Genomic DNA, 20,996 nt, shown 5'->3' with positions numbered 1-20,996 from the left:
CATGACCTCAGCCATTCCCGGTTCCGAGATCTTCTCGAGCCGCCCCGTCGATCCCGACGCCCTGTACCGTTCCCTACCTCCGTCCCTCCCGATCCACACCGTCAACCAGCAGCAGATCGACGACCTCGATCCGTTGACCTACGAGGTCATCCGGCACCGGCTGTGGTCGGTCACCGACGAGATGGGTGAGGCGCTCAAGCGGATGTCGGGTTCGCCGATCGTCACCGACGCCAACGACTTCGACTTCGCGATCAGTGACGAAGTGGGACAGGAAGTTCAGGTCGGTCTGTACAACACCATGCTCGTCGGTGCCGTCGATCTCGCGATCTATTGGACGCTGCAGCATCGGGCCACGAACCCCGGGATCGCCCCGGGCGACATGTTCCTCTGCAACGATCCCTGGGTCGGCGGCGGACTTCATCAGAGCGACGTCATCGTCTACCAGCCGATCTTTCACGAAGGACAGTTGTTCGCCTGGACCAGTGCGATCTGCCACGAGCCGGACCTCGGTGGATCGGGCCTCGGCTCGTTCGATCCGTCCGCGAAAGACGTGTTCTCCGAATCCCTTCCGACACCGCCGATCAAGGTGGTGCGCGACTACGAACTTCAGCGCGACGTCGCCGACGTCTGGGTGCGGCGCTCACGGGTTCCGATGTTGGTCGGTCTCGACCTCCGGGCGAAGATCGGCGCCAACACCGTCGGTCGCAATCGCATGCTCGCCGTGATCGAGCAGTACGGCGCCGACACGGTCAAGGCCGTCATGAAGCGCATGATGACCGATGCCGAGGGCCGCCTCCGCAGCAAGTTGACGTCGCTGCCCGACGGGACATGGAAGGCGACCGGCTACCAGGACCAGTCGCACACGGGCGACCGCGGCGTGCACAAGATCACTGTCGCGATGAGCAAGACGGCCGATCACCTCACGTTCGACTTCACCGGCACCGACAAGCAGACCGGTGTCATCAACTGCACCTACGCCGGCATGCGCGGCGGTGTGATGCTCGCGCTGCTGCCGATTCTCGCCGGCGACATCCCCTGGTCCGCAGGCGGATTGATGCGCTGCTTCGACCTCGTGTCGGAAGAGGGCACGATCAACAACGCCAGCTTCCCGGCCGCGGTCAGCCGTGGCCCGATCGGGCCTGCATGGCTGACGGGCACCCTCATCGCCGAATGCCTGTCCCAGATGCTCGACCGATCCGTCGATCTCGGCACGAGCGTGCAAGCCGCGTGCTGCGGAACCTGGGACACCGCCGTGATCGCGGGCCTCGACGAGCGCGCCGAGCAGCCCGTCCCGTTCCTCAACATCATGATGGAACCGATGGCCGGCGGATACGGCGCCAGACCGACCGCCGACGGCATGGACACCGGTGGGCTCTTCTGCATCCCGATGGGTCGAATTCCCGACACCGAGATGACCGAATTCCTGTACCCGCTGCTGACACTGTGGCGTCGGGAAGAGCCGGACTCGGGCGGCCCCGGCCGCCAGCGCGGAGGCGTCAGTGCGTCGATTGCGGTCACGCCGTACGGGACGTCGTTGCCGATGGGCCTCGTGCTGGCTTCCGCAGGCAAAGCGGTGGCGCAGAACAACGGTTTGGCCGGTGGTTATCCGGGAAACACGGGTGTCGAAATCCTCGCCCGCAACACCGACATCAACGAGCAGTTCACTGCAGGAAAGATCCCGGGCGCCCTCGACGAACTGGGCGGCGGTAAGGAGTTCGGGGCCTGCTACGCCGAAAGCTATGTCGCGCCGGGAGAAGTTCTGTACATGCATTGGCAGGGCGGCGGCGGGTACGGAGATCCACTGCACCGCGACCCGTCCGCAGTAGCTGTCGACCTACGCGAAGGCAAGGTCACTGCCGAGGGCGCATCGACCGTGTACGGCGTCGTGATCGACGATGGTGTGGTCGATGAGCCCGCAACCGCGCAGCGTCGACGCACGCTCCTGGACGAGAGGCGTACCCGGTCCACCGAGCACTCGGAGGCCCCGATCATGGACCTGTCGCTCGCGCGCAGACTCGATGACAACCTGGCCGAGGTCACGGTCGGCGATGTTCGGGTCGTTGCGTGCGCGCAGTGCGGTCGCCTACTCGGCGACGAGAAGTCCAGTGGCGTTTTGGACCTGGCTCGATACGAGGGTCCCTCGTCGGCTGCGGGACCGCAGGTGACGTCCGACCCCACCGAGTACGTGGACACACCCATCGTCTTCCGTCAGCTGTGCTGCCCGGGATGCTGGACGGCCATCTACTCGGGGATCGTTCCGGCCGACCATCCCGACCACTCCCTCGAGATCTCCCGGTTGCTGCCCGCGGTGGCGGAGCGATGACGGCGACTGCCACTCGCACGCCCTCGGACTGGGACGGCCGTCTCGTCGGATACCCGGACTCACTGGCGGAGCGCTACCGTGCCAGCGGTTCATGGAGTTCCGAGTCGACCGGACGACGGTTCCACGATGTTGCCGTTCGGTTCCCGGACCGACCTGCGGTCATCAGCGCCGAAGGATCGATGACGTACGCCGAGCTGGACCGCCGAACCGACGCGATAGCGGCCGGTCTGATCCAGCTCGGATTCGCCCGGCTCGAGTCAGTCCTGTTCCAGCTGACCAATCGACTGGACACCGTCCTGGCGTGGTACGGATGCGTCAAGGCGGGCCTTGTTCCGGTGGCAACTCTCGCAGCTCATCGTCTGCACGAGATCAGCCATGTCGGGAGAACCGTAGGAGCGGTGCTGCATATCGTCGAGGCCGGAGGGTCGTTCGATCTGGTGCGCTTCGCCCTCGATCACGCGGCCGACAGCGAGACGGTTCGGCGTGTCGTCACCGTGGGAGGCGACGGCGTGGACGTGGTGGATCTGGCTGACATCGGACGCGGGATCGAGCCGAGTCGGGCGCGGGCCGCAGTCGAGGCAATCGACGCGGCCACACATCCGCACGAAGTCGTGGCATTTCAACTGTCCGGTGGAACCACCGGCGCCCCCAAGGTGATCCCGCGGATCCACGCCGAGTACTGGAACAATGCGCTGCTGTACGCACAGCGCCTGGAATGGACGGCCGACAGTCGAGTAGCGCACCTGATTCCGATCGTGCACAACGCCGGCATCGCCTGTGGACTGCACGCGTCACACTCGGTCGGAGCCTGCCTCGTGCTCGCCACTGCGGACATCGATTCGGCATTCGATCTGATGGAACGGGCCGAAGCTACCGACGTCCTCATCGGGCACGGCCACTACCAGGCAGTACTCGATCCCCGATTCGACCGGGTCCGGGGACAGTTGCGTCGCGTCGTGTTGTCCGGAGCGAAAGTGTCTCCGGCCTTGATGGACCGGGTAGACGACGGCGACTCCCATTGGGGTGGCCAGCTGTTCGGAATGTCGGAGGGATTGCTGACGGTCACGCCCGTCTCGTCACCGCGTCAGGCACGCATTTCTACCGTCGGCACGCCGGTGTCGACGGACGACGAGGTCCGCATCCTCGATCCCGGCACCGAGACCGAGGTTCCGGACGGGGAAGTGGGCGAACTGTGCTGCCGCGGTCCGTACACCATCACAGGGTATTTCGCTGCACCGGAACACAATCAGGTCGCCTTCACCTCCGACGGCTTCTACCGGACCGGCGACCTGGCCTCCATCTCGATCATCGACGGAACCCGGTACGTCACCATCGAGGGCCGGATCAAAGACCTCATCAACCGAGGCGGTGAAAAGATCAATGCGGAGGAGCTCGAACTCCTGCTTCTCGAACACCCAGGTATTTCCGATGCCGCTGTCGTGGCGATGCCCGATCCTCGCCTGGGAGAGCGGACCTGCGCTTACCTTGTTGCTGCCGGGGAGTCGTTGACTCTGGCGAATATTCAAGACCACCTGACCCGACTCGGCGTCGCCAAGTTCAAGTGGCCCGAACGCATCGAATGGCTCGATGCCCTGCCACGAACCAATGTGAACAAAATCGACAAGAAGCATCTGCGCGTCGATATCGCCGCGAAACTCGAGAGGCAAGAATGAAACTCGACCGCGTAGCAGTCATCGGGGGAGGCCCCGGCGGCCTCTACGCAGCCCGCCTGCTCAAACTGTCGAACCCCGATGCCGACATCACCGTCTACGAACAGAGTTCACCGGACACCACGTTCGGCTTCGGCGTCGGGCTCGCATCCCGAACCCAGAAGAATCTGCGCGAGGCCGACGCCCCGTCACTGGACGCGATTGTGAGCACGGCGTATTCACATGAGATGTCGATGCAGGTCGGCGGCAGAACCGCGCGCCTCGCACACGGCGACCTACTCGCCATAGCGCGAACATCTTTGCTGTCGATCCTGCACGATCAAGCACGCCGCGCGGGCGTTCGGCTCGAATTCGGCGGACGCCGCGCGGCGTCCGACCTCGACGCCGACCTCGTCATCGCGAGCGACGGTATCAACAGCGCAACTCGTGCGTCCGATCCGAGGTTCGGCGCCGAGACGGCCACGGGATCTGGCCTGTACCTCTGGTGCGGAACCGATTTCGCGCTTCCCAGCGCCGTCTTCGTACCGGTGCCCACCGAGCACGGAACCTTCGTCGCGCACGCGTACCCGTACGCCCAGGACCGAAGCACCTTCCTCGTCGAGACGGATGCCGCGACGTGGCGTCGAGCAGGCTTCGATGTGGCATCCACCGCATCGGGACTCGCCGACAGTGACGAGAGGTCGCTGCGCTACCTCGAAAGCGCGTTCGCGGACACGCTGCAGGGACACCGACTCATCGGCAATCGGACCCGATGGATGCAGTTCCGTACCGTCACGTGCCGGAGCTGGTCGGTCGGCAACGTTGTGCTGCTCGGAGATTCGGCCCATACCGCGCACTACTCGATCGGATCCGGGACCAAGCTCGCCATGGAAGACGCCATCGCGCTCGATGCGGCACTGTCTTCGGCGGAGTCCATCGCCGACGCGCTTGCCGAGTACGAGCGCGTGCGGCGGCCCGACGTAGAGCATCTACAACAGATCGCCCGTCGTAGCGAGCACTGGTGGGAGTCCTTCCCCGCGCGCGCACACCTGCCCGTCGAGCAGTTGATGGTCGCGTACATGACCAGGGCAGGAAAGGTCGGACTCGGACGTTTCCTCGAATCCGCGCCGGACGTGACCGTCGCCGGTATCGCCGCCTTCGGGCAGGTGAAGGCGGATGCTGTCGACGCCGAGGACATCGACGACTGGGTGATGAGCCGACCCCTACAGCACACTCATGGCTCCTTCGCCGACCGGCGTGCGCCTGCAGAACTACGCGAGAACCCCACGACGACCTGCCTGTACGTCGAGGTGGACTCCGCCTGGAACGAGAAGGCGACGGCATTCGTCGACGAGGCCCGGGCCGGCACCACGGTGTGGCTCACCGGACCACCCGACCGCTCGGCCGTCCTGACGAGACTCGATCTGGCCGAGCGAATACTGGCCTCGAGCACGGCTCTCGTCGTCGTCGATGTGCCCGAACTGTGTCGTGCCGATGCCGTGGCGGGCTTGGTCAGCGCGCGCACGCACCTCGTGGCGGTGGGTACGTGACGGCTATTCTGCGTTGATGACACGTGAAGACGCACCACGGGGGCGCAACCCACGTCGTGAACTGGTCGAGAAGCAGATTCTCGACCAGGCGACTCGGTTGTTCGCGGAGAAGGGCTTCGCCAGCACCACACTCCAGGACGTCGCCGACGCGACCGGCCTCACCCGTCCCGCGCTCTATCACTACGTGGCCAACAAGGACGAACTGTTGTCCAGGCTCATCAGCGAGAGCACCGCCACTCCGGCAGCCGTGCTGCACGAGATCAACGAACGACCCGAACTCGGACCCACGGAGAAGCTACGAAAGATGGCCACCGCAATAGCGATCGGTCAAGCGGAGACCGCCGATCGGTTCAAGCTGATCATCAGGTCCGAAGCCGATCTGCCCGAGTCGCTTTCGCATACCTATCACCAGAGTCGTCGGCATGTGCTGAAAGAATTCGTGACAGTGATCGAGCGCGGGATCGAGGCCGGGGAAATGCGGCCGGTCGATCCACGCACCGCTGCGCTCGGCATCATCGGGATGTTGAACTGGATCGCCTGGTGGCATCAACCGGGCGATCCGGACAACGCTCGCACGGTGGCCACCCAGCTTGCCGATATGGCAGTGCGGACCGTCGCGCAGGACGACGGTACGCCTGCGGTACCCGAGGGCCCGGAACGCGCGATCTCGATGCTGCGTCAGGATCTCGACTATCTGGAGCGGATACTCGCCAAGGAGTGACCCCCGAGGCGCCGCCCTAGCCGATGTTAGGTTTGCGGCTGTGAAATCACCTGTTCGCGATTATCTCCGGGAAGTGCTCGACAACCTTGCCGACGACACCGACGGTGCAGTTGCGGACTACATACCCGAGTTGATGAACGCCGATCCCGACGTATTCGGCATCGCGCTGACCACCGTCGACGGCCGCACCCATTCCGTCGGCGACGATGAGACCGAGTTCTCCATTCAATCCATTTCGAAACCGTTCGCGTATGCCGCCGCGCTCACCGATCGTGGATTCGGTTCTGTCGCAAGCGCTGTCGGAGTCGAACCGTCGGGAGAAGCGTTCAACGAGCTATCGCTCGAAGGCGATTCCCGACGCCCGAAGAACGCAATGATCAATGCCGGCGCGATCACGACGCATTCACTGTTGGGCCCCGACACCGAACAGCGCGTCGAACGGGCACTCGGCTTCTTCTCGACACTGGCGGGCCGCCGGTTGTCTGTCAGCGAGTCCGTGTGCCGGTCCGAGTTGGACACTGCGGACCGCAACCTGGCCATCGCACACATGCTGCGCAACTACGGAATACTCGACGACGAGGCACATGCCGTGGTCGAGGGCTATACGACGCAGTGTTCCGTGAACGTGACGGCGCGTGACCTCTCGGTCATGGGAGCCACGCTCGCCAATGCCGGCGTTCATCCGGTGTCCAAGGAGCGTGTTCTTTCGAGAGCTGTTGCACGACAAACGTTGTCGGTGATGGCGAGCTCGGGGATGTACGACGCGGCCGGGCACTGGCTCACCGCCGTCGGGATCCCTGCGAAGAGTGGCGTCTCGGGTGGTCTCCTGGGCGCACTGCCCGGCCAGGCCGGGGTCGGCGTCTTCTCACCCCGGCTCGACAGCCACGGCAACAGCGTCCGCGGAGTCAAGGTCTTCGAACGGCTGTCCGACGACATGGGCCTGCACCTGATGGACGTCGAACCGTACGGTTCCTCGGTGCTGCGGGACATCCGCGTCGTCGACGGCGAACTGATCATCGAACTACAGGGCGTCATCCAGTTCACCGGGGCCGAGAACATCCTCGACGGGTTGGAGAACGACGACTCCGGCACCTCGACCGTCGTAGTCGATGTGGGTCGGGTGGACAGGCTCAGCGACGTGGGTCGTCGCATGGTCCTCGAGGGTATGAGGAGGTTGGCGCTCGACGGACGGACCGTAGTGCTCGTCGATCCCGACGGTGTGCTCCCGGACCCCGACTTCGGCGACGGTAGGTACCCGGAGGTTCGCTGAGGGTGGAGCGAAAAGCTAATTACCGCAGTGTAATTCGAGGTCTCGATTTGACCACGAACATAACGAGTGTGTGACGCAGGTAACACATTCGACTTCTGCCACGACATACTCGTCACGCGGCGCAGACCAAGCGGGCGGATCGCACGCCCAGCACCAAGACTCGACCCCGGAGGCTCAGCATGACCGTTGTCAATGATTACTCGAAGCTGTCCTTCGTCGACCGCACAGTCACCGCTTATGCGACGCCCACCATCGTACCCATCGACACCGCGGGCACGCAGACTCCAGTCTTCTGCATCCACCCGATCGAGGGCCTGACCAGCTGCTACGCCGAGCTTGCCACACGCCTCGGGGCCGATCGTCCCGTCTACGGTGTGCAGGCATCCGCGGTGGATGCGCGTCCGGGATCGATCACCGCCCTCGCCGCTCACTACGCCGACGAGATCCGCGAGGTGTCCACCGAAGGTCCGATCAACCTTCTGGGACTGTCGTTCGGTGGCCTACTTGCCCACGCCATCGCCGTCGAACTCCAGGTGCGCGGCGGCTATGTGAACAGCCTTACCCTCCTCGGCAGCGACCCCCTGCACCACGACGGCGAAGCACCGCACGACATGCTCACGAGGATGGGCGACGACATCGATCGAAGCCGGGCCGAGGAACTCCTCGCTGCCGCTGCTCACAACGAGTCCCTCGCCAACCGTCATTTCCCCGGCGTCTACGTCGGCAACGCCCTCATCGTTTCCGACGAGGACTCCGTCGGCGGGCCGGCGTGGCACCCGTTCATCAGTGGCGAGGTAGTCAAGTACAACGTGCCTCGGGTCGACGACTTCGCTGTCGTCGGAGAGCTGGTCAACCGCTTCATCTAGACCGCCGTGTGTCAGGGGACGGGCGTGGGAGCCAGCGAGTTGCCTACCGGGATGGTCGCGCAATTGCTGTGCGTTGGGCCGCCCGCGAAGCGTTCCGTCAAGAACTGCAAAGCCTGAGCCTCGAAGGGTGGAAAGGCCAGCTCGTGGTTCAAGCCGTCGTACTGGGCATACTGCACGTCCACGCCGCGGCCGCAGTACTCGTGCGCGAGCCCTTGGACGTCGGCGGTGATCATGACGGTATCGCCGATGGGATCGGAATGTCCGACCGCCAGAAAGAGCGGAGCCCTCGGTGACCCGGATATACCCATGATGTTGTCGTTGATGATCTCCACCACCGCCGGAACATCGAGCAGCGAGGTGTACGGCGCCTTCACCATGTCGGCGTCGGTGAGAGTGGGGTAGTCGTCGGCGAACTGGGCGATGCACTCCTGGTCGACCTGATCCATCACCTGTAGGCCGTAGTCCGAGACGAACTCGCTCGTGTCCAGACCGTACGCACGCTGATAGGCGACGATGAGTGCCGGAATGACCCCTGCCCATTTGGGGCTGCCACTGACGTACGGGAGGTTGTGCGCAAAGTCGACGGGCACACCACCTGCCGCGACGCCGACGATGTTCAACTCAGGTGCGTAGCGCGGCGCTACCTCGGCACCCCACTGCGTCGGTACGGATCCACCCGAGTAGCCGATCAGCCCCACCGGAGTCGAGGACGGGAGCCCGAGAAACGCCTCCGCAGCCCGGACGCCGTCGAGGGCGGCGTATCCGGATTGGCGTCCGACCGTCCACTCCAGCTCTTCGCCCTCGTAGTCCGGTGCGACCACGGTGTATCCGGCGGCGAGGTAGCCGGCGATGACGGTTTGTTCGGCGCTGGCGATCTGGCTGGTCGCGCCGCCGCTCAAGGTGTACGACGGGTCGCACTGAGAGCCGAGCGCGTCGTAGGCCATGTGGTACGAGACGATTTTCGTCGGCCCGGGGATCAGCGGCCGCAATACCGTTGCGACGGTCACGACGCTGTCGCCCTGCTGGTCGGTGGTCCGGTACAGCACTTGCTCGCCCTTGATGGGCGTGGTCAGATTCGGCGTCGCGAAGGTCATGGGTCGGGTCCGCAGTACGGTTCCCGGAGCCACGTCGAGGGAGCCGTCGTAGCTGTAGAACGGATCGTTCGCGGGGATCGGAGAGCCTGGACCCGGGTCTGCCTGGGCGACATACGCGCTCGAACCGACCACCAATGCGATCAGCGTAACCAACCGCACAACAAAGCCTTTACCGATCTGTGACATGGCACAGATTAAAGCGCACGACGCCCCGTGGGAGAAGCCGAATGTCCGAGTCTCATCCTCCAAGGATGGGTTCGGTCTCCGCGAGTTCGCACTTGTGCAGCCGAAATGCGGCCGTTCACCTGCACAAGTGCGAATTCGACGGCGGTCGGCTACTTCAGGACGATGTTGACCATCCGGCCCGGAATGACGATGACCTTGGTCGGCGCCTTGCCCTCGAGCAGGGCCACGATCTTCTCCTCGGCCAACGCGACCTTCTCGACGTCACCGACCGAGGAATCCGCGGGCACGGTGATGCGGCTGCGCACCTTGCCGTTGACCTGTATCGGATAGTCGACGGTGTCGGCGACGAGCCACTTGGCGTCGACCCGCGGGAACGGCCCGTGGGCGAGCGACCGGTCGTGACCGAGCTGACGCCACAGCTCCTCCGACAGGTGCGGTGCCATCGGAGCGAGCATGAGTACCAGCGGCTCGACCACGCCGCGAGGCGCGCCGTCCGGGTATGCCTTGGTGAGGTGATTGGTCAGCTCGATGAGCTTGGCCCCGGCCGTATTGTCTCGCAGCGCAGTGTAATCCGCTTCCACGCCGTCGATCACACGGTTGAGTACGCGCAGAGTGTCCTCGGTCGGCTTCTCGTCGGTGACGCGAACGGCGCCGGTCTCCTCGTCGAGCACCAGCCGCCACACGCGCTGCAGGAACCGCTGCGCGCCCACGACGTCCTTCGTCGCCCAGGGGCGTGAGGTGTCGAGCGGGCCCATGGACATCTCGTAAACACGCAGTGTGTCGGCACCGTACTCGGCGAAGATGTCGTCGGGGGAGACGGAGTTCTTCAGGCTCTTGCCCATTTTCCCGTACTCACGATTGACGGGTTCACCCTGATAGAAGTAGCCGCCGTCGCGCTCTTCCACTTCGTCGGCGGGAACGTAGACCCCGCGCGCATCGGTGAAGGCATACGCCTGGATGTAGCCCTGGTTGTACAGGCGACGGTAGGGCTCGCTCGAGCTGACGTGGCCGAGATCGAACAGCACCTTGTGCCAGAACCGCGAGTACAGCAGATGCAATACGGCATGTTCGACGCCACCGACGTAGAGGTCGACACCGCCAGGGTCGTTCGGCCCGTGGATCTCCGGGCGTGGTCCGACCCAATACTTCTCGTTCTCCGGATCGGCGAAGGTCTCCGAGTTGGTGGGGTCGATGTAGCGCAGCTGATACCACGAACTGCCTGCCCACTGCGGCATGACGTTGGTGTCGCGGCGGTAGGTCTGCAGCCCGTCGCCCAGATCGAGTTCGACGTTCACCCAATCCGACGCCTTGGCCAGGGGCGGCGACGGCTCCGAACTTGCGTCATCGGGGTCGAAGGAGACCGGTGCATAGTCCTCGACCTCGGGAAGCTCTACTGGCAGCACCGAATCCGGAAGGGCGTGTGCGTTGCCATCGGAGTCGTAGACGATCGGGAACGGCTCGCCCCAGTAGCGCTGACGCGCGAACAGCCAGTCGCGCAACTTGTACTGAATCGTTCCGCGGCCCTTGCCGTCCTTCTCCAAGTGAGCAATCACGGAGGCTTTCGCATCCTCGACCGAAAGTCCGTCCAGGAAGCCGGAATTCACCAGCAATCCCTCGCCGGTGTACGCAGCGCCAGTGACGTCACCGCCGGCGATGACTTCACGAACAGGCAGGCCGAACTTCGTCGCGAACTCCCAGTCACGCTGGTCATGGCCTGGCACCGCCATGATTGCGCCCGTGCCGTAGCCGGTCAGCACGTAGTCGGCGATGAACACCGGTACCTGTTCGCCGTTGACTGGATTCTCAGCGTAGGAGCCGGTGAAGACGCCGGTCTTCTCCTTGTTCTCCTGGCGTTCGAGGTCGGACTTCGCCGCAATCGACGCGCGGTACGCCGCAATGGCTTCCGCGGGGGTTGCAGCGCCGCCGGTCCACTCGTCCGACACCCCGCTGGGCCACTCGGACGCCACCAACCCGTCGACCGAATCGTGCTCGGGGGCGAGAACGACGTAGCTGGCACCGAACAGTGTGTCCGGACGAGTGGTGAACACCTCGATCCCGGAGAACGAGACCTGCGCGCCGCGGGATCGCCCGATCCAGTTGCGCTGCATGGTCTTGACCTTCTCCGGCCAGTCCAGGTACTCGAGGTCGTCGATCAGGCGGTCCGAGTACGCGGTGATGCGCATCATCCACTGCCGCAAATTCTTTCGAAAGACCGGGAAGTTTCCTCGATCACTGCGTCCGTCGGCAGTAACTTCCTCGTTCGCGAGAACGGTGCCCAGCCCGGGGCACCAGTTCACCATCGAGTTGGATTCGTAGACCAAACGGTAGGAGTCCAGCACGCCGGCGCGCTCGGACGCCGTCAAAGAAGTCCAGTCACGTCCGTCGTCCAGCGCGCGCTCTCCCGAGGAGAACTCTGCTTCCAGCTCCGAGATCGGGCGTGCCTTGGCCTGGTCGACGTCGTACCAGGCGTTGAAGATCTGCAGGAAGATCCACTGCGTCCAGTGGTAGAAGTCGACATCCGTCGTCGCCAGCGACCGTCGCCGATCGTGCCCGAGACCCAATCGCCGCAACTGGCGGCGCATGTTCGCGATGTTGGCCTCGGTGGTGCTGCGAGGGTGTGTTCCTGTCTGCACGGCGTACTGCTCCGCGGGTAGTCCGAACGCGTCGTAACCGAGCGCGTGCAGGACATTGCGACCGTGCATGCGGTGGAAGCGCGCGAAGACGTCCGTCGCGATGTATCCCAGTGGATGCCCGACATGCAGGCCACTGCCCGACGGATACGGGAACATGTCCTGGACGAAGAGCTTGTCCCCCGGAACCTCACCGGCAAGCGATCCAACCGGGTTGGGGGCGTCGAAAATCCCCTGCTCATCCCACAGGTCTTGCCACTGCTGCTCGATCCGCCCTGCCACATCCGCGGTGTAGCGATGCTCGGGGACGGACTCGGAAGGCGTTTCGACTGGATCGGTCACACCTACCAGCCTAAAGCGTGAGCTGGGGCGCCTGGTACCGCGGCCTGTAGTCGACGTATCCTTACCTACCGTGATCGTCGTGTCGATACTGTTGTTCGTGCTTGCCCTCGTCGTCGGCCTGGTAGCCGCTGCGAGCCTGGCAGGCAAACTGCCACGTAACCGCTGGGCAGGCGTCCGGACAACCGAGTCGATGCGCGACGACGAGACGTTCGTCATGGCCAATCGTGTCGCCGGCCCCACCAACGCCGCCGCCGCCCTACTCCTCTTCATCGGCGGCGCCGCTGCCGTGCTGCTGACCGGAGCATTTGCCGTCGTCGCAGTCGTTGCGTGCCTGATCGCCGCATTCGTGACCGCAGGTGTCGGAGGCTCGATCGGCGCCCGTGCCGCCGCTGCAGCACCCGTCCCGGAGACCGGCGGATGCGGCCACTCCTGTATTTCCTGCAGCCTCAAGGACGCGTGCGCCCCAAGCTGACGTAGATCATGAAGCAGCGGACATTCGACCCGGCAGGCGTAGTTTTCGGCGTCGTCGTTCCGATTGCTGCTGCGGCACTGGGGCTGATCGCGGTCGAGCTCTGGAAGTCCAGACTTCCCGAGCAGATTGCAACGCACTGGTCCGGCACCCAGCCCGATGGCTTCATGAGCCCCAACACGAGTGCGTGGACCCTCGCGATCGTCATCGTGCTCGTCGGCGGCGGGTGCAGCGCACTGGCAGCGCTCGCCCACGGCCTGCTCATCATGCGTCGGACGATGCTGATGATCGGCCTCACCGTCGTCGGGCTGATCACCGTCCTTCAGTTGGCCATCCTCGAAAGACAACTCGACTTGACCGCGGTGGACAACGTGGAAGTGCCAGGGTGGGCGCTAGGCGTCGGCACCCTGGTGGGCTTCTCAGTGGGGCTCCTCGGAGCATCCCTGCTCCGCGACTACCGCGAGCGCACCGATGCCGACTCCCCGCCACCGGCGTCCCTGCCCAGAGCAGCGAACCTGGATCTCCCCATCGTCGAACCTCTGGGAGCCGGCAGGGTCGCACTCACGATCCTGTTCTCGATCACCGCAGCGGCTGCAGCCTTGACCTGCTGGTTGTCGGAATCCTGGTGGCCGGTGGCCATTTTCGCGCCGCTCGCGATCCTGACTGTGTCACTGATGCGCTACGAGCTGATCGTCGACCGAGCCGGACTACACGTTCGCAGCCTCGGGATGTCCGCGTTCGACTATTCGATCGGTGAGATCACCGGTGCGTCCGTACGCGAGGTGGATCCGTTCTCGGACTTCGGCGGATGGGGTTTACGCTCCAAAGGTCGTGGGAATTATGCAGTCGCGACAACCAAAGGTCCGGCGGTGTTCGTGACATTCGCCAACGGACAGAGATTGACGATCACGACAGCCAACGCAGAACACATAGCCGGCACCCTCAACACGCTCTGTTCACAGCGCTGAATCGTCCGAAAACAAAACTAACTGTCGCTTTTTCTGGTTAGGCTGAACCGACACAGGGGTAGTGACCGGAGGCCATGACGAACGACATAGGACCACCGGTGGGCAGGCGACAGGGACAGAGCGCCAGTCACCGGCGACCATCTACCGACACCGTGTGGACGGCACTGCAAGAGTGGTACGAGCAACCGTTCGACTACGAGTGGATCATCAAGCATCGATCGACCCGTGGACTGCACCGCTCCATCCAGAATGTCTTCGGTGCAGCAACGCTGTTGTTCGCCGCAGCATCGATTCTCATGTTGTTCAGTTCGCGGGGTCCACAAAGCATGTTGGCCCAGGCGTGGGTCGGACTTGTCCTGACGCTCCAGTTGGCCGTCGCGCTGCGATGGTTCTTCGGTCCGCTGCCTACCCGCCGAGACTTCATCGCGTTCGCAATCTTCGGCGATGTCGGGCTCGCATCGGTGCTTGTGCTGTACGAACCCTTCGGCGGACTCATCGGTTCCGGTCTGTTCGTCGTCACCGGCGCGTTGTGCACCTACTTTCTGAGTCAACGATGGCTGCTCGCCCACCTCGCCTGGTGCGCCGTCATCATCTCCATTACCACGGTGCGGGCGTGCCTGTGGAGCGTGGAGGATAACCCGACCGCCATCGCCGGCGGACTCGTAGTTTTTGCGATCAACTCGGCCATTCCCCTTCTCGCTCACATCGCGTGGACGGCAATCGGCCGCGATGCCAGACGATCCCTTCTCGACCCACTCACCGGACTACTCAACAGGCGTGGAGTCGACGACGCAGCTCCCGTACTCCTATCGAGTAGCCATGCGCGGGGACACTCGCTCGTCGTCGTGGTGGTCGATATCGACAGGTTCAAGGCAGTGAACGACTACTTCGGACACGATGCCGGCGATGACGTCATCGTCACGGTGTCGCAGAGACTGCGCGAGCTCTTCCAACGCGACGGTGTGGTGGCCAGGACGGGCGGTGAGGAGTTCCTGATCGTGTTCTCCGGCCCGATCGAACACGCACACGATCTGATCTACGAAGTCGGGCGTTCCCTCTACCGTCCGGACGATCCGATCCCGATCACCGTCAGCGTCGGTGCCGCCATCGTCTCCAACCCGTCGGACCTGTGGAGCGGGGGGCCGAGCGTCATCACGAGGGCGACAAGGGCCGCTGACTCCATGATGTACCGCGCCAAATACGACGGCGGAAATCGCACCGCAACAACACAACTGTGAAACCGGAAGAGCCCGAGTCCGTCGCACATCGCGGCGGACTCGGGCTTTCTCCTGCTAGGCTCGTGCGCCTACTCAGCCACCGGTGATCGGCGAGTTGAACGCGCAGGGAATTGCGTTGGCCGGAGTGCCGACCGGGTCGAGAGCATTCTTCACGATGCCGATCGCACGAAGCGATACCGAGATCGAGAGATGGTCGGACAGGTCGATGCCACAGCCGTCCTGGAGCACGATGTTCTTGACCGTCGCATTGGGTCCGGCCGCGAGGAACGTCGTGTCGTACGGGGTGACGACCTCATCGTAGCGAGTACCGAGCACGGTGTAGTCGATGCCTGGCTCGGTGTCCCCACCGACAGCGAGTGCCTTGACCAGTGGTGAGTCGATGACCTGATCGGATGCGGCAGGACCGGCGATCGCGCCGACGAGTCCGAGCACGTTCAGGCCGAGGTTGTTGATGGTACGGCCGAGCGTGCCGATACCGACGAGCGTGGTGCCGTGGTTGGATCCGGCAACGCTGACAACCTTGTTGACCTTGTTCTGGCTCGGATCCGAAGGGTTGGCTCCACCTTCGAAGCGAAGGTACTGACGGGTGACCAGGCCGCCCTGCGAGTGACCGACGATGTTCACCTTGCTGGCGCCGGTGCGGGCGAGGACCGCGTCGACGTAGGTGGCGATTTCCTTGGCGCTCTCGGTAACTGGGCCGGTTCCGCGGACGGACTGGACGTGGCCCAGAGCGCTGGCGTCACTGTCGCCGTAGTTGAGCGCGAACACACAGTGCCCTGCTGCTTTCAGTGCAGGCGACATGCGAGAGAAGTTGTTGAATGCGTTCTCCCACGTTCCGTGCAGCAAAACGACCGGTTCGGGGTGCGCGGCGGTGGGCTTGCAGTTCCAATCGTTCGCACCCTGCGGGGCGACGTTGGGGTTGACCACGTTGTAGAGGAACCCGGCGATGAAGTTGGTGAACACCGGTCCGTAGCCGGAGGTCTCGCTCTCCGGGTCATAGGTGCTGGAGGCCTGGCCGACTTGGTCGATGCTGGGTCGCTCGACGCCCTGGTCCTCGGCCTTGACCCGCTGCTCTTCGCTACCCTCGGGCGGCACAACCTCCGCGCCGTCCTCGGTGATCGTGGCCGGCGGAGCTGGCTCTACTGCGGGCTGCGCTGTGGCGGTGACGGTTCCGGCGAGAAACAGTGCACAGGATATTGCTCCGATGGTCGCGGTCCACCGCGCTGTGCCGCCGGATCGGGCATGCTTGATCGACATAGGCCGTTCGCTTTCTTCATGTGGTCATCCAAGGACGCGACCACGATCAATCGTGAGCGCAAAGATGCCGCTACTGCATCGATTTCGTCGCATACCGAAACACGCGACCTCCACGAAAAGCCAGTCGTGACAACGACCTTCGAGGTTCCCCTCCGGAAACCCTGCCTTCCGCGTGTGGCGCAGCGTCGATGCTGTCAGCCGAGCCAGAAGGAACACTAAGTTCACCGAAACAGTTTTCCTATGCTGTTCGGCAAGTTCTGGAGAAGGATCTGCCATTCTGCGTCGTCGTTGGAGGCCCTCACAAACAGTGTGCGCGAATGCTCCAAGGATTTCGTGAGCCGAGTGAACTATCCGCAGAAATCGCCTGCGAAGGATGATGCGGACGCCTCCGATACGACGTTAGCGTCCAAGGGACCCCTATTGCCTTGGAGGAAACGTGGCACGAATCGAGCATCCTGGCGGAGTGATCGCTGCGGCATACACCGGTCGGTTGGCGACGAACCCGGTACCTGCGCTCCGGCTGCCGGACGAGCAACTCGATCCGGAGGCGGCGTACCGCTTCATTCACGACGAACTGATGCTCGACGGTTCCTCGCGCCTCAACCTAGCCACGTTCGTCACGACGTGGATGGATCCACAGGCCGAGAAGTTGATGGCGGAAACGTTCGACAAGAATATGATCGACAAGGACGAGTACCCCGCGACGGCGTCGATCGAGGAACGCTGCGTCAACATGGTCGCCGACCTGTTCCACGCGCCGGGACTCGACCCCGAAGATCCGGGCAGCGCGACGGGTGTGTCCACGATCGGTTCGAGCGAAGCGGTGATGCTGGCAGGACTTGCTCTCAAGTGGCGGTGGCGAGCACGACGCGGTGACGCCGACACCACTCGCCCGAATCTCGTTCTGGGAAGCAATGTTCAGGTCGTCTGGGAGAAGTTCTGCCGCTACTTCGACGTCGAGCCGAAGTACTTGCCGATGGAACCGGGCCGGTACGTCATCACCCCCGATCAGGTTCGGGGAGCCGTCGACGAGAACACCATCGGCGTCGTCGCGATCCTCGGCACCACGTTCACCGGGGAGCTGGAGCCGGTCTCGGAGATCTGCGACATGCTCGACTCGCTTGCGGCCGGCGGCGGCCCCGACATTCCCGTTCACGTCGACGCGGCCAGCGGTGGATTCGTCGTACCGTTCCTGCATCCGCACCTCGAGTGGGACTTCCGGCTTCCGCGGGTGAAATCGATCAACGCGAGCGGTCACAAGTACGGATTGACCTATCCGGGAATCGGTTTCGCGGTATGGCGTGCTCCTGAGGATCTACCCGAGGATCTGGTGTTCCGGGTCAACTACCTCGGCGGAGACATGCCGACGTTCACACTGAACTTCTCGCGGCCCGGAAATCAGGTGATCGGGCAGTACTACAATTTCCTTCGCCTCGGCCGATCCGGTTACACCGATATCATGAACGCGTTGCGCGACACAGCAGTTCGGGTGAGCGGTCATCTGGACGAACACCCGGCATTCCATGTCATCACCGATGGCAGCGCGATCCCGGTGATCTCGTTCGAGTTGACCGGCAAGCAGCACTACACGGTGTTCGACGTCTCTCACGAACTGCGAGCCCGCGGCTGGCAGGTACCGGCGTACACGATGCCCGACAATGCAACGGACGTCGCCGTGCTCCGCATCGTCGTGCGCGAGGGTTTCAGCGCAGACTTGGGACGGTTGCTGTGCATCGCAATCGGCGAGGTGATCGACCAACTCGATGCGGCAGCCGCGGGGAAGGGACATCCGGCGAGGACGCATTTCGCGCATTGATGCGGCTCCGCCGCAGTGCGCGGTCAGATGCGGCTCCGCCGCAGTGGCGCGGTTAAGTGTCCTGGGGCGCACTCATTCGTGCCACTGGGGCGGAGCCCCCTCAGCACGGGGCAGAGGCCCATCAGTTCCGTTCGACATCGATCGGATGCGACGCGAGCATCGCCAGCGGCATCGGCTGGCGCCGCAGAACATGTGCCCACAGATCTATCTTCGGCGGCCCGATGACGTCGGACGCGAGAGCAGACACCACCATCCAGTCGTCTCGTTCGAGTTCGCCCTCGAGTTGACCGAGCGTCCAGCCCGAATAGCCGGCGAAGATTCGGACACCTTCGACGAGCGGTGCGATTTCGGCTGGGTCGGAATCCAGATCGACCATGACCACACGCCCGTCGACGCGCCGCACCCCCGGAAATCCTTCGACGTCGACGCCGGTGCGAACGGTCGCCAGGCATAGCGCCGAGTCGCGCTTCACGGGGCCGCCGACGAAAAGAGCCTTCGGTCGTGCGGCGAGGTCCGCCCACTTCGGCAGAACGTTCACGATCGCGGTCTCGCTCGGCCGATTGATGACGACACCGAGGCTGCCTGCGTCGTTGTGCTCGATGATGTAGATGACGGTACGTCTGGACGTCGGTTCCACGAGCTCGATCGACGACACCAGCAGGCTCCCTGGCCGTACCCCCTGGTCGACGGATGCCGTCTGGTCTTCAGGTTCTTCCGCGTGCGCCGCCATGGGAACATTGTGGCACCGCGCACAAGCGGATGTGACGTAAGGAATCGCACGAGTTCATAGGTGTCACTCCAACCCTGCGAGTTCGATCAGACATGCCAATTGGTACTCGAACAGCTCGTCTCGGCTGCTGAAGGTATCCGCGCCGTATTGGTCGAAGACGTCGAAGCTCACCGCCCCGAACAGCGACGCCCACACCGACACTCCGCGGGCAATCGCGTCGTCGGGCAATTCCGTTCCCAATTCGTTACGAATCTCGGTGAAGCTGCCGTGCAAGGACGCGAGCGACGACGGTGACGGTCTATCGACCAGTCGCCCCGACCGGGAGGCGTCATCGAAGATCGACACGAGCTTGACAACGACTCGCGTGCCCGGCCCGGTCGTCTGCTCGGCCGGCGCGTGATACCCGGGAACCGGGCTTCCGAACAGCAACGCATATCGCGCCGGTTCCCTCAGCCCCCAACTTCGAACGGCACGACCCAGGGCCAGGAATTTCTCGACCGGGCTCTCGGCCGCGTCGACCAGGGCGTCGACCGCGTCACCCAGTTCGGTGTAGGCGTCGACGACGAGGAGGGTCAGCAGCTCGTCCCGACTCTTGACGTAGCGGTACACCGCCGAGGACACGACACAGAGATCACGCGCCACCGCCCGCAGGGACAGCGCAGCTGCACCGTCCGCGGCGAGATGATCGCGACCGATACGCGTGATGTCGGCCAGCGTCTGCGCCCTGGCGCGCGCACGGGGGGTGGTCGTCATAGATAACACAGTATCGGCGGGACCACGCGTCAGGCAGAGGACTCCTTGGACCCGATCCTCGCGAAGGGGTCGATCGAGAAGATCACTTCGACCGACACCTCGAAGTACGCCGCAATCCGCAGCGCGAGATGGAGGCTCGGGCTGTATTCACCGCGCTCGAGGTAGCCGACGGTCTGGTAGTGCACACCGAGGGCGTCGGCCAACTCCCGCCTCGAGATCCCGCGCTCGGCGCGCAGCATCGCGATGCGGTTGTAGATAACTTCAGTAGGCACGTGCGAGGGCCTTGTCTCGTCGCTCGTCCATCTTGCTACCGGATTCGTTTCTGGCCATGCGTCCCAACACTATCGGTGCCAACACGAGTCCGACGACGGCCCATGCCCCGAGCACACCCGCCGTCTCCAGATGGCGCCACGACTGGCCGATTTCGATGGCGACCGCGTCCGCGGGCAGCAATGCCGATCGCAAACCAAGTCCGAGCCAGTAGCACGGCAGAACTTGAGCAATGCTCTGCAACCACCCCGGGAGCGCGGTGATCGGATAGAAGATCCCCGAGACTCCGACGACCAACATCAGCGGCATCGTCACGAAGAACAGACCACGCGCGGTGCCCACGACTGCCCCGAGCAACGCACCGAGCGGCAACGTCGCCAATAGTCCCAGTACCAGAACCCACACGAGGACGATCCACGATCGTGCACTGTCCAAGGAGACACCACCGACAATGATCGCCCCAGCACCCAGTACGGCCATCCCCTGAACCAGGACGGCAGTGGCGTTGGTGCCGATGCGCCCGATGAAGTATCCGATCATTCCGTTCGGAGTTGCTTTGGCACGCAACAGTGTTCCATCCTCGCGGTCGAGCACGAAGCTCTCACCGATGGTGTACACACCGTTGAAGAACACGATGGTACCCATGACACCGGGCAACGCCAGCACCGCAAGTCCGTAACCGGTCGACTGAAAAGTCCCGTTACGCATGAAGAACAACGCGACCATGATCAATGCCGGGAAGAGGAACAGCGCGGCCAGACCCTGCGGATCGGTGAACATCTGGCGGAGCTCTATACGGGTGCGCCGCAACCCTGCTCGTACAGCTACTCCTTTCGCGCTCATCGAGTCACCGCTTCCATTGTG

At 63.8% G+C, this 20,996-nt stretch carries 17 protein-coding genes; 10 read left to right on the top strand and 7 right to left on the bottom strand.

Features of this window, described 5'->3' with window-relative positions:
* The first annotated feature begins 1 nt into the window (after position 1).
* The 6 genes from A2J03_RS07855 (at position 2) to A2J03_RS07830 (ending at position 8,379) form a co-directional block, all read left to right on the top strand.
* Positions 2–2,323 (top strand): hydantoinase B/oxoprolinase family protein, encoded by a 2,322-nt coding sequence (locus A2J03_RS07855; protein ID WP_068371750.1) that lies wholly within the window; start codon positions 2–4, stop codon positions 2,321–2,323.
* The gene (locus A2J03_RS07850; protein WP_068371747.1) at positions 2,320–3,996 is read left to right on the top strand and encodes a (2,3-dihydroxybenzoyl)adenylate synthase; all 1,677 of its coding nucleotides are present in this window, start codon (positions 2,320–2,322) and stop codon (positions 3,994–3,996) included. Before A2J03_RS07855 ends, A2J03_RS07850 begins: the two co-directional genes overlap by 4 nt.
* On the top strand, positions 3,993–5,522 hold the full coding sequence (locus A2J03_RS07845) for an FAD-dependent monooxygenase (protein ID WP_068371744.1): 1,530 nt from the start codon (positions 3,993–3,995) through the stop codon (positions 5,520–5,522). Before A2J03_RS07850 ends, A2J03_RS07845 begins: the two co-directional genes overlap by 4 nt.
* 16 nt (positions 5,523–5,538) lie before the next feature.
* On the top strand, positions 5,539–6,243 hold the full coding sequence (locus A2J03_RS07840) for a TetR/AcrR family transcriptional regulator (RefSeq protein ID WP_068371825.1): 705 nt from the start codon (positions 5,539–5,541) through the stop codon (positions 6,241–6,243).
* Between the two features lie 40 nt (positions 6,244–6,283).
* Positions 6,284–7,513 carry a glutaminase gene (locus tag A2J03_RS07835; RefSeq protein WP_068371741.1) on the top strand — a complete coding sequence of 410 codons (1,230 nt, stop codon included), beginning with the start codon at positions 6,284–6,286 and terminating at the stop codon, positions 7,511–7,513.
* Positions 7,514–7,692: 179 nt separating this feature from the next.
* Positions 7,693–8,379 (top strand): thioesterase domain-containing protein, encoded by a 687-nt coding sequence (locus A2J03_RS07830; protein ID WP_068371738.1) that lies wholly within the window; start codon positions 7,693–7,695, stop codon positions 8,377–8,379.
* A gap of 11 nt (positions 8,380–8,390) precedes the next feature.
* On the opposite strand, the gene A2J03_RS07825 is transcribed toward A2J03_RS07830, so the two are convergent.
* Both A2J03_RS07825 and leuS read right to left on the bottom strand, forming a co-directional pair.
* On the bottom strand, positions 8,391–9,659 hold the full coding sequence (locus A2J03_RS07825) for a lipase family protein (protein WP_068371735.1): 1,269 nt from the start codon (positions 9,657–9,659) through the stop codon (positions 8,391–8,393).
* A gap of 149 nt (positions 9,660–9,808) precedes the next feature.
* On the bottom strand, positions 9,809–12,631 hold the full coding sequence (gene leuS / locus A2J03_RS07820; protein ID WP_068371732.1) for a leucine--tRNA ligase: 2,823 nt from the start codon (positions 12,629–12,631) through the stop codon (positions 9,809–9,811).
* A gap of 70 nt (positions 12,632–12,701) precedes the next feature.
* Between leuS and A2J03_RS07815 the strand changes: the two genes are divergently transcribed.
* From A2J03_RS07815 to A2J03_RS07805, 3 genes are all read left to right on the top strand, one after another.
* Positions 12,702–13,103: an SdpI family protein gene (locus A2J03_RS07815; protein ID WP_068371729.1), complete on the top strand. Its 402-nt coding sequence runs from the start codon at positions 12,702–12,704 to the stop codon at positions 13,101–13,103.
* An 8-nt stretch (positions 13,104–13,111) separates the two neighbouring features.
* Entirely contained in the window at positions 13,112–14,068 is a 957-nt protein-coding gene (locus A2J03_RS07810) for a DUF1648 domain-containing protein (protein ID WP_068371725.1), read from the top strand.
* 74 nt (positions 14,069–14,142) lie between these two features.
* Positions 14,143–15,306, top strand: a complete 1,164-nt coding sequence (locus A2J03_RS07805) for a GGDEF domain-containing protein (RefSeq protein ID WP_231912415.1) — start codon at positions 14,143–14,145, stop codon at positions 15,304–15,306.
* A gap of 72 nt (positions 15,307–15,378) precedes the next feature.
* On the opposite strand, the gene A2J03_RS07800 is transcribed toward A2J03_RS07805, so the two are convergent.
* Positions 15,379–16,563, bottom strand: a complete 1,185-nt coding sequence (locus A2J03_RS07800; protein ID WP_068371718.1) for an esterase/lipase family protein — start codon at positions 16,561–16,563, stop codon at positions 15,379–15,381.
* A gap of 436 nt (positions 16,564–16,999) precedes the next feature.
* On the opposite strand from A2J03_RS07800, the gene A2J03_RS07795 reads away from it, so the two are divergent.
* Positions 17,000–18,379, top strand: a complete 1,380-nt coding sequence (locus tag A2J03_RS07795) for a glutamate decarboxylase (RefSeq protein WP_068371715.1) — start codon at positions 17,000–17,002, stop codon at positions 18,377–18,379.
* 121 nt (positions 18,380–18,500) lie between these two features.
* Here A2J03_RS07795 and A2J03_RS07790 read toward each other — a convergent pair whose 3' ends face one another.
* The 4 genes from A2J03_RS07790 to A2J03_RS07775 all read right to left on the bottom strand — a co-directional run.
* Positions 18,501–19,109, bottom strand: coding sequence for a YqgE/AlgH family protein (locus A2J03_RS07790; protein ID WP_068371712.1), 609 nt, complete (start codon positions 19,107–19,109; stop codon positions 18,501–18,503).
* 63 nt (positions 19,110–19,172) lie between these two features.
* Positions 19,173–19,862, bottom strand: coding sequence for a TetR/AcrR family transcriptional regulator (locus A2J03_RS07785; protein ID WP_068371709.1), 690 nt, complete (start codon positions 19,860–19,862; stop codon positions 19,173–19,175).
* A 29-nt stretch (positions 19,863–19,891) separates the two neighbouring features.
* Positions 19,892–20,134, bottom strand: coding sequence for a helix-turn-helix transcriptional regulator (locus tag A2J03_RS07780; RefSeq protein WP_068371706.1), 243 nt, complete (start codon positions 20,132–20,134; stop codon positions 19,892–19,894).
* The coding region (locus tag A2J03_RS07775) for an ABC transporter permease (RefSeq protein WP_331712361.1) at positions 20,124–20,996 on the bottom strand (873 nt) is incomplete at its 5' end. The genes A2J03_RS07780 and A2J03_RS07775, both read right to left, overlap by 11 nt.

The sequence above is a fragment of the Rhodococcus sp. EPR-157 genome (genome assembly GCF_001647195.1).
GTDB lineage: Bacteria > Actinomycetota > Actinomycetes > Mycobacteriales > Mycobacteriaceae > Rhodococcoides.
This window is presented reverse-complemented; position numbering and strand designations above follow the sequence as displayed.